This window comes from Pseudomonas yamanorum (assembly GCF_013386765.1).
Classification (GTDB): domain Bacteria; phylum Pseudomonadota; class Gammaproteobacteria; order Pseudomonadales; family Pseudomonadaceae; genus Aquipseudomonas; species Aquipseudomonas yamanorum_A.
Genome location: NZ_JACARE010000031.1, coordinates 73,260 through 83,876, shown reverse-complemented (window position 1 = coordinate 83,876; position 10,617 = coordinate 73,260). Strand labels below are relative to the sequence as shown.

The 10,617-nt window shown below is 55.6% G+C and carries 10 protein-coding genes and 4 tRNA genes; all 14 read left to right on the top strand.

From position 1 onward, the window contains the following. Positions 1-128: 128 nt before the first annotated feature. The 14 genes from birA (at position 129) to rpoB (ending at position 10,585) form a co-directional block, all read left to right on the top strand. Positions 129-1,088, top strand: coding sequence for a bifunctional biotin--[acetyl-CoA-carboxylase] ligase/biotin operon repressor BirA (gene birA, locus HX875_RS23675; protein ID WP_177046161.1), 960 nt, complete (start codon positions 129-131; stop codon positions 1,086-1,088). After that, positions 1,078-1,827 carry a pantothenate kinase gene (locus tag HX875_RS23670; protein WP_177046159.1) on the top strand — a complete coding sequence of 250 codons (750 nt, stop codon included), beginning with the start codon at positions 1,078-1,080 and terminating at the stop codon, positions 1,825-1,827. The genes birA and HX875_RS23670 overlap by 11 nt, the downstream gene beginning before the upstream one ends. Before the next feature lie 7 nt (positions 1,828-1,834). Further along, positions 1,835-2,281 (top strand): hypothetical protein, encoded by a 447-nt coding sequence (locus tag HX875_RS23665; protein WP_177046157.1) that lies wholly within the window; start codon positions 1,835-1,837, stop codon positions 2,279-2,281. Between the two features lie 143 nt (positions 2,282-2,424). After that, a tRNA-Tyr gene (locus HX875_RS23660) sits at positions 2,425-2,509 on the top strand. Between the two features lie 23 nt (positions 2,510-2,532). Beyond that, positions 2,533-2,606 (top strand) — tRNA-Gly (locus HX875_RS23655). A 26-nt stretch (positions 2,607-2,632) separates the two neighbouring features. Further along, a tRNA-Thr gene (locus tag HX875_RS23650) sits at positions 2,633-2,708 on the top strand. Between the two features lie 163 nt (positions 2,709-2,871). Further along, a tRNA-Trp gene (locus HX875_RS23645) sits at positions 2,872-2,947 on the top strand. Positions 2,948-2,992: 45 nt separating this feature from the next. Beyond that, complete coding sequence (secE, locus tag HX875_RS23640; RefSeq protein ID WP_010174463.1) at positions 2,993-3,361, top strand: preprotein translocase subunit SecE; 369 nt, start codon at positions 2,993-2,995, stop codon at positions 3,359-3,361. Positions 3,362-3,370: 9 nt separating this feature from the next. Further along, a complete protein-coding gene (gene nusG / locus HX875_RS23635) occupies positions 3,371-3,904 on the top strand; it encodes a transcription termination/antitermination protein NusG (protein ID WP_003176436.1) in 534 nt (177 codons plus the stop codon). 117 nt (positions 3,905-4,021) lie between these two features. After that, entirely contained in the window at positions 4,022-4,453 is a 432-nt protein-coding gene (gene rplK, locus HX875_RS23630; protein ID WP_003210097.1) for a 50S ribosomal protein L11, read from the top strand. Beyond that, positions 4,453-5,148, top strand: a complete 696-nt coding sequence (rplA, locus tag HX875_RS23625; protein ID WP_003176434.1) for a 50S ribosomal protein L1 — start codon at positions 4,453-4,455, stop codon at positions 5,146-5,148. The genes rplK and rplA overlap by 1 nt, the downstream gene beginning before the upstream one ends. A gap of 198 nt (positions 5,149-5,346) precedes the next feature. After that, the gene (gene rplJ, locus HX875_RS23620; protein WP_015886139.1) at positions 5,347-5,847 is read left to right on the top strand and encodes a 50S ribosomal protein L10; all 501 of its coding nucleotides are present in this window, start codon (positions 5,347-5,349) and stop codon (positions 5,845-5,847) included. A 78-nt stretch (positions 5,848-5,925) separates the two neighbouring features. Continuing rightward, positions 5,926-6,291: a 50S ribosomal protein L7/L12 gene (gene rplL / locus HX875_RS23615; protein WP_177046155.1), complete on the top strand. Its 366-nt coding sequence runs from the start codon at positions 5,926-5,928 to the stop codon at positions 6,289-6,291. 220 nt (positions 6,292-6,511) lie between these two features. Beyond that, the gene (rpoB, locus tag HX875_RS23610; protein ID WP_017476319.1) at positions 6,512-10,585 is read left to right on the top strand and encodes a DNA-directed RNA polymerase subunit beta; all 4,074 of its coding nucleotides are present in this window, start codon (positions 6,512-6,514) and stop codon (positions 10,583-10,585) included. Positions 10,586-10,617: the final 32 nt, after the last annotated feature.

The window sequence follows — 10,617 nt, the reverse complement described above, 5'->3', positions numbered from 1 at the left end:
TTTGTTTTGGGCGGTCGAAAAGTACGGGCGACCGCCTTCAGGCATCTTCAACGCTAAAGTCCTGCCATTTCTATGCAATGGCCTTATGCATGGCTATCATGCCTGCCTCATTGTGAGGCGAGACTTGCATGCTGACGTTGTTGAAACTTCTAAAAGATGGTCGATTCCACTCCGGGGAAGCGCTTGGTGCTGCCCTGGGTGTCAGTCGCAGTGCTGTATGGAAGCAGCTTCAGCATCTCGAGGCGGAATTGAATCTACCTATTCATAAGGTCCGCGGCAGGGGGTATCAGTTGGCTTCGCCTCTGGTGTTGTTAAGCGCCGATGAAATTGCTCGGCATGTGCCGGTTCCTGCATGGCCTGTTCGTATCTTTGACTCCATTGACTCTACCAATGCCGAAGCATTGCGCCTAATCGAGGCGGGTCGCGCCGCGCCGTTTCTCGTGCTTTCAGAGCAGCAAACTGCCGGCCGGGGAAGGCGAGGGCGAAAGTGGGTCAGTCCTTTCGCTCAAAACGTCTACTACAGTCTCGTGCTGCGGATCGATGGCGGTATGCGCCAGTTGGAGGGCTTAAGCCTGGTAGTCGGATTGGCGGTTCTGCAGGCCCTGAGGGATGCGGGTGTTCGTAATGCCGGGTTGAAGTGGCCAAATGATGTATTGGTAGGGCAGAAAAAGATCGCCGGGATTCTCCTGGAGCTGGTTGGGGATCCTGCCGATGTGTGCCATGTCGTCCTTGGTATCGGCATTAACGTGAATATGCAGAAGGCGGATGAGGTTGATCAGCAATGGACTTCTCTCCAGTTGGAGGGTGGCAGTGCTGTTGATCGTAACTACCTGGTAGCGCGCCTGAGCGCACAATTGCAGGCTTATCTTGAGCGTCACCAGGCATCTGGCTTTTCCGCTATCCAGGGTGAATGGGAGCAGAACCATTTATGGCAGGGACGGCCTGTATCGCTCATTGCCGGCGTGAATCAGGTTGACGGAGTGGTAGTGGGGATCGACGGGCATGGTGCGCTACGGTTAAGCGTGGATGGTGTTGAAAAAGTATATAGCGGTGGTGAGTTAAGCCTGAGGCTGCGTGATGATTCTTGAGCTCGACTGTGGGAATAGCTTTATAAAATGGCGAGTGCTTGAGTCGGATAGGGCGCGCATCTTTGCAGAGGGTGTCGTTGGGTCGGATGCCTCTCTGATCGATAGCCTGTTCGCGCTCACGGGGCTTGCGTTAAAGGATTGTCGTTTGGTGAGTGTTCGTGCCTCGGATGAGACGAATCAACTGGTCGCTACCCTGGTAGAAGCGTTTGGCGTCAAAGTTTTCTGTGCTGCCTCAGCAAGGCAGATGGGCGGGGTGCGGAACGGGTATGAAGACTTTGAGCGCCTGGGCCTGGATCGTTGGCTCGCTATGTTGGGTGGTTTTCAGTTGGCGTCGGGCGCGTGCCTGGTGCTCGATTTTGGCACCGCAGCGACCGCGGACTTTATTTCCGCGGACGGCGAGCATCTCGGAGGCTTTATTTGTCCCGGTATGCCGCTTATGCGTAACCAGTTACGAACGCATACCCGCAAAATACGCTATGACGATATTGCTGCTGAGCGTGCCCTTGAGGCCCTGTCTCCGGGCCGTACAACTGTAGAGGCGGTAGAGCGCGGCTGTACGCTTATGCTGAGAGGGTTTGTGCTCACTCAGTTGGAGTTGGCTCGTAGCTATTGGGGCGCCGACTTCACCGTCTTCCTTACCGGTGGAGATGCCGAGCTGGTGGCGGATGCGGTGCCTCACGGAAGGCTCGTCCCTGATCTGGTTTTTGTTGGCCTGGCGATGGCTTGCCCTTTGTCCTGAGGTTTTTATGCGTTGGCTGTTTCTGCTTTTGCTGGTCCTCAATGTCTTCTATTACATCTGGCATCAGCAGGAAGCCCCGTTGAGGGCTAAAGATGTCACGCCTTTGGCGCTCTACCGTGGTTCTCAGCAAGATATTCGGCTGTTAAGCGAGTCGGCTGATGCCATGGTGCGGCGAGACAGGGCAAAAGCTCCCGAGGCGCAGGCTGCGTGCCTGTACATCGGCGGCCTGACTGATCAAAAAGAGGTTCAGTCCGTTGAGCAGCGCCTCACAAGCCTGGATATCAAGGTCAAGCTGCAATCTCTGAACCTGCCGGACGCTTCGGGATACTGGCTGCGAGTAGCCCCAGAAAGCCGGCGTCTGGCCGATGATCTGCCCTTCGAAAACCTTGCTAATGAATTCAATGAGTTAAAACATAAAATAATGCCGTGCGAAGGCATTGCAACCTTCGAATAGTTTGCATAGAATGGCGCCCGCTTCGCAGTGAAGACCTCTTGGGTCGACAGGGTGAAGCGAAGGTCAACGCAGCTAACCTCATATTTTTTAATGAGAAAATGCTTGACAGAAGGCTGGCATGATGTAGAATGCCGGCTCGCTTAGGAGGGGTTCCCGAGCGGCCAAAGGGATCAGACTGTAAATCTGACGTCTACGACTTCGAAGGTTCGAATCCTTCCCCCTCCACCATTTTAGCGTGAGCTGCAAGCTCCGCGGGTATAGTTTAGTGGTAGAACCTCAGCCTTCCAAGCTGATGATGCGGGTTCGATTCCCGCTACCCGCTCCAAGTTTGCAGGTTGTGCAAGTTGTTTCGCTCTTGTAGCTCAGTTGGTAGAGCACACCCTTGGTAAGGGTGAGGTCAGCGGTTCAAATCCGCTCAAGAGCTCCATATAACAAGGCAGATATGAAAATATCTGCCTTTGTTTTAACAGCTTCCTCTGGTTGATTCTGCTCTCTTTCGTTGTCTTGTCTGGGTTCGTTTCAGGTCTGCAGGGGTTTGTTGTTGTAAAGTCTTTTTCAGATCGGCATAATTGTCGGCCTGATTTTGTTTTAGGTCAGTAGCTCAATTGGCAGAGCGACGGTCTCCAAAACCGTAGGTTGGGGGTTCGATTCCCTCCTGACCTGCCAGATTCACTTGGTGTATCTGGCTTTCTTTTCACAGGATCTTCATAGATGACTCCTAAGGCTGAAGCTCAAGGCTCTCGCTTCGATCTGCTCAAGTGGCTGGTAGTAGTCGCTATTGTGGTCGTAGGCGTTGTTGGCAACCAGTACTACTCTGCGTCGCCGATCCTGTACCGCGTTCTCGCATTGCTCGCCCTTGCTGCTGTCGCTGCCTTTGTTGGCCTGCAGACTGCAAAAGGCAAGTCGTTTGCGGTCCTGGTAAAGGAAGCTCGTACCGAGATCCGTAAAGTCGTTTGGCCGACTCGCCAAGAAACCACGCAGACCACGTTGATCGTGGTAGCTGTTGTTCTGGTTATGGCGTTGCTGTTGTGGGGGCTTGATTCCCTGCTCGGCTGGCTTGTTTCCTTGATTGTTGGCTAAGGGTGTCCCGTGGCTAAGCGTTGGTACGTTGTGCATGCTTACTCGGGTTACGAGAAGCATGTCATGCGCTCTTTGCTAGAGCGCGTAAAGCTGGCAGGCATGGAAGATGGCTTCGGCGAAATTCTGGTTCCCACTGAAGAAGTGGTTGAAATGCGTAATGGCCAGAAACGCAAAAGCGAGCGCAAGTTCTTCCCTGGCTACGTGCTGGTTCAAATGGACATGAATGAGGGTACTTGGCACTTGGTCAAGGACACTCCTCGCGTCATGGGTTTCATCGGCGGTACCGCTGATAAGCCTGCTCCGATCACCGACAAAGAGGCAGAGGCGATTCTGCGTCGTGTTGCTGACGGTAGCGACAAGCCTAAGCCGAAGACGTTGTTCGAGCCGGGCGAGGTTGTTCGTGTCACAGATGGTCCGTTTGCAGATTTTAACGGCACTGTCGAAGAAGTTAACTACGAAAAGAGCCGGATCCAAGTGGCGGTGCTCATTTTCGGTCGCTCTACTCCGGTAGAGCTAGAGTTCAGCCAGGTCGAAAAAGTCTAGCTGAGCAAGCATCCCAACCCCGCAGCCTTAGGCTGTGGGGTTTTGTCGTCACTGGGATAAACGCGCAAGTAACCGGGGAGCCTTTCGAGGCGTTCGAACCCGTAATTGGAGTGCCTCATGGCCAAGAAGATTACCGCTTACATCAAGCTGCAAGTGAAGGCCGCTCAGGCCAACCCAAGCCCACCTGTTGGTCCAGCTCTGGGTCAGCACGGCGTGAACATCATGGAATTCTGCAAGGCCTTCAACGCCCGTACTCAGGGTATTGAGCCAGGTCTGCCGACTCCAGTGATCATCACTGTATACAGCGACCGTAGCTTCACCTTCGAAACCAAGTCGACCCCGGCTTCGGTTCTGTTGAAGAAAGCTGCTGGTCTGACTAGCGGTTCCGCTCGTCCTAACACCGTTAAGGTTGGCACCGTGACCCGTGCTCAGCTGGAAGAAATCGCGAAAACCAAAAACGCGGATCTGACTGCAGCTGATATGGATGCAGCCGTGCGTACCATCGCCGGTTCTGCTCGTAGCATGGGCCTTAACGTGGAGGGTGTGTAATGGCTAAGCTGACCAAGCGCCAAAAGGCTATCGCCGGCAAAATCGAAGCGGGCAAGTCCTACAACTTTGTAGACGCTGCTGCTCTGCTGACCGAGCTGTCGACTGTCAAGTTCAGCGAGTCTGTTGACGTTGCTGTAAACCTGGGCGTTGACCCACGTAAATCCGACCAGGTCGTTCGTAGCGCTACTGTGCTGCCACACGGTACTGGCAAGACTGTACGTGTTGCTGTCTTCACCCAAGGCCCAGCAGCTGAAGCTGCTCTGGCCGCCGGCGCTGATCGCGTTGGCATGGACGACCTGGCTGCCGAAATGAAAGGCGGCGACCTGAACTATGACGTCGTAATTGCTTCCCCGGATGCAATGCGCGTTGTAGGTCAGTTGGGTCAGATCCTCGGTCCACGTGGTCTGATGCCTAACCCTAAAGTCGGCACCGTAACTCCAGACGTAGCTACCGCGGTTAAAAACGCCAAGGCTGGTCAGGTTCGTTATCGCACCGACAAAAACGGCATCATTCACACCTCCGTTGGCAAAGTCGGCTTTGATGCCGTCAAGCTGAAGGAAAACGTTGAAGCCCTGATCGCTGATCTGAAGCGTATCAAGCCAGCTTCCTCGAAAGGTATCTACGTCAAGCGCGTTACCCTGAGCACCACTATGGGCCCAGGTCTGGTCATCGACCAAGGCTCGCTGGACGTATAAGACACAAACTGGCGCAAGTAATTGCGTCAGTTGAAAGATTGGGGTCCCTGCCTGGCGGGGGCTATCCAAGACCGTAGGCGACGAAAGTCTTAAACCACAAGCCTACGCAGATGGTGCTCCCGGTTCCTTACCGAATCAGACACCAAAACGACATCCGGCCCAGGCCAGATGAAACGGTAACAAGCAGGAGTTAAACCCGTGGCAATTAATCTCGAAGACAAGAAGGCCATCGTCGCTGAAGTCAACGAGGCTGCCAAAGCTGCTCTGTCCGCTGTCGTGGCTGATGCCCGTGGTGTGACAGTAAGCGCTATGACCGGACTCCGTAAAGAGGCTCGTGAAGCTGGCGTATACGTACGTGTTGTACGTAACACCCTGCTCAAGCGCGCTGTTGCTGACACTGAATACAGTGTCCTCAACGACGTGTTCACCGGCCCGACCCTGATTGCGTTCTCCACTGATCATCCAGGCGCTGCTGCCCGTTTGTTCAAGGAATTCGCCAAGGGTCAGGACAAGTTCGAGATCAAGGCAGCTGCGTTCGAGGGCAAGTTCCTCGCAGCTAACCAAATCGACGTACTGGCAACACTGCCGACCCGTAACGAAGCTATTTCTCAGCTGATGAGCGTGATTCAAGGCGCTACCAGCAAGTTGGCTCGTACTCTGGCCGCAGTTCGCGAGCAAAAAGAAGCTGCCGCAGCCTAAGGCTGAGCAACTCCTCTCGCGTATTTTTGTTTATTTCGATGGCCGCGTAGGCCGTCCCCCAATTCAGGAATTACAGCAATGTCTATCTCCCAAGACGATATCCTCAACGCCGTAGCTGAAATGTCGGTTCTGCAGGTTGTTGAGCTGATCAAAGCTTTCGAAGAAAAATTCGGCGTTTCCGCTGCCGCTGCTTCCGCCGGTCCAGCTGCTGCTGCTGCCGTTGTTGAAGAGCAAACCGAATTCAACGTCATGCTGCTGGAAGCTGGCGAGAAGAAAGTAAACGTGATCAAGGCAGTACGTGAACTGACCGGTCTGGGCCTGAAAGAAGCCAAGGCAGTAGTTGACGGCGCCCCTGCCCAGGTTCTGGAAGCAGTGTCGAAAGACGCAGCTGACAAAGCTAAAGCAGTGCTGGAAGAAGCAGGCGCTAAAGTCGAGCTGAAGTAAGCATCGACCTTGCGTCTCCAGCCCAAGCGTTAAGCTGAAGGCTGATGGCTGGTGGCTCTTGCCACCGGCCTTTTTCCGTTATTGGCAATCGACTCGGTCGTCGCCTCTAACGCGCTGTAACCACCCGATGCGGTGGCGCAAACCATGGGGTTTGCAAGATTTTCTGGCTGCTCCCGTCGGGAGGGGCCAAACAAGCAGGTGACCAAGCTGGGGAACGCTGATGGCTTACTCATATACTGAGAAAAAACGTATCCGCAAGGACTTTAGCAAGTTGCCGGACGTCATGGATGTCCCGTACCTTCTGGCTATCCAGCTGGATTCGTATCGTGAATTCTTGCAGGCGGGAGCGACCAAAGATCAGTTCCGCGACGTGGGCCTGCATGCGGCCTTCAAATCCGTTTTCCCGATCATCAGCTACTCCGGCAATGCTGCGCTGGAGTACGTCGGTTATCGCCTGGGCGAACCGGCATTTGATGTCAAAGAATGCGTGTTGCGCGGTGTTACGTACGCCGTACCTTTGCGGGTAAAAGTCCGTCTGATCATTTTCGACAAAGAGTCGTCGAACAAAGCGATCAAGGACATCAAAGAGCAAGAAGTCTACATGGGTGAAATCCCCCTGATGACTGAGAACGGTACCTTCGTTATCAACGGTACCGAGCGCGTTATCGTTTCCCAGCTGCACCGTTCCCCGGGCGTGTTCTTCGACCACGACCGCGGCAAGACGCACAGCTCCGGCAAGCTCCTGTACTCCGCGCGGATCATTCCGTACCGTGGTTCGTGGTTGGACTTCGAGTTCGACCCGAAAGACTGCGTGTTCGTGCGTATCGACCGTCGTCGCAAGCTGCCGGCCTCGGTACTGCTGCGCGCGCTCGGCTATACCACTGAGCAAGTGCTGGATGCCTTCTACACCACTAACGTATTCCACCTGAGCGGCGAAACCCTCAGCCTGGAACTGGTGCCTCAGCGCCTGCGTGGTGAGATTGCGGTCCTGGACATCCAGGACGAAAAAGGCAAGGTCATCGTTGAAGCCGGCCGCCGTATTACCGCGCGCCACATCAACCAGATCGAAAAAGCCGGTATCAAGACGCTGGAAGTGCCTCTGGACTACGTCCTGGGTCGCACCACCGCCAAGGTCATCGTGCACCCGGCCACTGGCGAAATCCTGGCTGAATGCAACACCGAGCTGAACACCGAGATCCTGGCAAAAATCGCCAAGTCCCAGGTCGTTCGCATCGAGACCCTGTACACCAACGACATCGACTGCGGTCCGTTCGTCTCCGACACCCTGAAGATCGACTCCACCAGCAACCAATTGGAAGCGCTGGTCGAGATCTATCGCATGATGCGTCCTGGCGAGCCACCAACCAAAGACGCTGCCGAGACCCTGTTCAACAACCTGTTCTTCAGCCCTGAGCGCTATGACCTGTCTGCGGTCGGCCGGATGAAATTCAACCGTCGTATCGGTCGTACCGAGATCGAAGGTTCGGGCGTGTTGTGCAAGGAAGATATCGTCGCGGTACTGAAGACCCTGGTCGACATCCGTAACGGTAAAGGCATCGTCGATGACATCGACCACCTGGGTAACCGTCGTGTTCGCTGTGTAGGCGAAATGGCCGAGAACCAGTTCCGTGTTGGCCTGGTACGTGTTGAGCGTGCGGTCAAAGAGCGTCTGTCGATGGCCGAAAGCGAAGGCCTGATGCCGCAAGACCTGATCAACGCCAAGCCAGTGGCTGCGGCGGTGAAAGAGTTCTTCGGTTCCAGCCAGCTCTCGCAGTTCATGGACCAGAACAACCCGCTCTCCGAGATCACCCACAAGCGCCGTGTTTCCGCACTGGGCCCGGGCGGTCTGACTCGTGAGCGTGCAGGCTTTGAAGTTCGTGACGTACACCCGACTCACTACGGTCGTGTATGCCCGATTGAAACGCCGGAAGGTCCGAACATCGGCCTGATCAACTCCCTGGCCGCCTATGCGCGCACCAACCAGTACGGCTTCCTCGAGAGCCCGTACCGTGTGGTGAAAGACGCACTGGTCACCGACGAGATCGTGTTCCTGTCCGCCATCGAAGAAGCCGATCACGTGATCGCTCAGGCCTCGGCCACGATGAACGACAAGAAAATGCTGATCGACGAGCTGGTAGCTGTTCGTCACTTGAACGAGTTCACCGTCAAGGCGCCGGAAGACGTCACCTTGATGGACGTATCGCCGAAGCAGGTAGTTTCGGTTGCAGCGTCGCTGATCCCGTTCCTGGAACACGATGACGCCAACCGTGCGTTGATGGGTTCCAACATGCAGCGTCAAGCTGTACCGACCCTGCGTGCTGACAAGCCGCTGGTAGGTACCGGCATGGAGCGTAACGTAGCTCGTGACTCCGGCGTTTGCGTCGTGGCTCGTCGTGGCGGCGTGATCGACTCCGTTGATGCCAGCCGTATCGTGGTTCGTGTTGCCGATGACGAAGTTGAAACTGGCGAAGCCGGTGTCGACATCTACAACCTGACCAAATACACCCGCTCCAACCAGAACACCTGCATCAACCAGCGTCCGCTGGTGAGCAAGGGTGATCGGGTTCAGCGCAGCGACATCATGGCAGACGGTCCGTCCACCGATATGGGTGAGCTGGCACTGGGCCAGAACATGCGCATCGCGTTCATGGCCTGGAACGGTTACAACTTCGAAGACTCCATCTGCCTGTCCGAGCGTGTGGTTCAGGAAGATCGCTTCACCACGATCCACATTCAGGAACTGACCTGTGTGGCGCGTGACACCAAGCTTGGGCCAGAGGAAATCACTGCAGACATCCCGAACGTGGGTGAAGCTGCACTGAACAAGCTGGACGAAGCCGGTATCGTTTACGTAGGTGCTGAAGTTGGCGCAGGCGACATTCTGGTGGGTAAGGTCACTCCGAAAGGCGAGACCCAACTGACTCCGGAAGAGAAGCTGTTGCGTGCCATCTTCGGTGAAAAAGCCAGCGACGTTAAAGACACCTCCCTGCGCGTACCTACCGGTACCAAGGGCACTGTCATCGACGTACAGGTCTTCACCCGTGACGGCGTTGAGCGTGATGCTCGTGCACTGTCCATCGAGAAGACTCAACTCGACGAGATCCGCAAGGACCTGAACGAAGAGTTCCGTATCGTTGAGGGCGCGACCTTCGAACGTCTGCGTTCCGCCCTGGTAGGTCACAAGGCTGAAGGCGGCGCAGGTCTGAAGAAAGGTCAGGACATCACCGACGAAGTACTCGACGGTCTTGAGCACGGCCAGTGGTTCAAACTGCGCATGGCTGAAGACGCTCTGAACGAGCAGCTCGAGAAGGCCCAGGCCTACATCGTTGATCGTCGCCGTCTGCTGGACGACAAGTTCGAAGACAAGAAGCGCAAACTGCAGCAGGGCGATGACCTGGCTCCAGGCGTGCTGAAAATCGTCAAGGTTTACCTGGCAATCCGTCGCCGCATCCAGCCGGGCGACAAGATGGCCGGTCGTCACGGTAACAAAGGTGTGGTCTCCGTGATCATGCCGGTTGAAGACATGCCGCACGATGCCAATGGCACCCCGGTCGACGTCGTCCTCAACCCGTTGGGCGTACCTTCGCGTATGAACGTTGGTCAGATCCTTGAAACCCACCTGGGCCTCGCGGCCAAAGGTCTGGGCGAGAAGATCAACCGTATGATCGAAGAGCAGCGCAAGGTTGCTGACCTGCGCAAGTTCCTGCACGAGATCTACAACGAGATCGGCGGTCGCAACGAAGAGCTGGACACCTTCTCCGACCAGGAAATCCTGGATCTGGCGAAGAACCTGCGCGGCGGCGTTCCAATGGCTACCCCGGTGTTCGACGGTGCCAAGGAAAGCGAAATCAAGGCCATGCTGAAACTGGCAGACCTGCCAGAAAGCGGCCAGATGCAGCTGTTCGACGGCCGTACCGGCAACAAGTTTGAGCGCCCGGTTACTGTTGGCTACATGTACATGCTGAAGCTGAACCACTTGGTAGACGACAAGATGCACGCTCGTTCTACCGGTTCGTACAGCCTGGTTACCCAGCAGCCGCTGGGTGGTAAGGCTCAGTTCGGTGGTCAGCGTTTCGGGGAGATGGAGGTCTGGGCACTGGAAGCATACGGTGCTGCTTACACTCTGCAAGAAATGCTCACAGTGAAGTCGGACGATGTGAACGGTCGGACCAAGATGTACAAAAACATCGTGGACGGCGATCACCGTATGGAGCCGGGCATGCCCGAGTCCTTCAACGTGTTGATCAAAGAAATTCGTTCCCTCGGCATCGATATCGATCTGGAAACCGAATAACACGTGACGCGAATCGAGAGCGGGGCTGTTTA

Excerpts from the sequence above, each read along its gene's own strand:
- birA (WP_177046161.1), top strand. The coding sequence starts at position 129 with ATGCTGACGTTGTTGAAACTTCTAAAAGATGGTCGATTCCACTCCGGG.
- HX875_RS23670 (WP_177046159.1), top strand. The coding sequence starts at position 1,078 with ATGATTCTTGAGCTCGACTGTGGGAATAGCTTTATAAAATGGCGAGTG.
- HX875_RS23665 (WP_177046157.1), top strand. The coding sequence starts at position 1,835 with ATGCGTTGGCTGTTTCTGCTTTTGCTGGTCCTCAATGTCTTCTATTAC.
- secE (WP_010174463.1), top strand. The coding sequence starts at position 2,993 with ATGACTCCTAAGGCTGAAGCTCAAGGCTCTCGCTTCGATCTGCTCAAG.
- rplK (WP_003210097.1), top strand. The coding sequence starts at position 4,022 with ATGGCCAAGAAGATTACCGCTTACATCAAGCTGCAAGTGAAGGCCGCT.
- rplA (WP_003176434.1), top strand. The coding sequence starts at position 4,453 with ATGGCTAAGCTGACCAAGCGCCAAAAGGCTATCGCCGGCAAAATCGAA.
- rplL (WP_177046155.1), top strand. The coding sequence starts at position 5,926 with ATGTCTATCTCCCAAGACGATATCCTCAACGCCGTAGCTGAAATGTCG.
- rpoB (WP_017476319.1), top strand. The coding sequence starts at position 6,512 with ATGGCTTACTCATATACTGAGAAAAAACGTATCCGCAAGGACTTTAGC.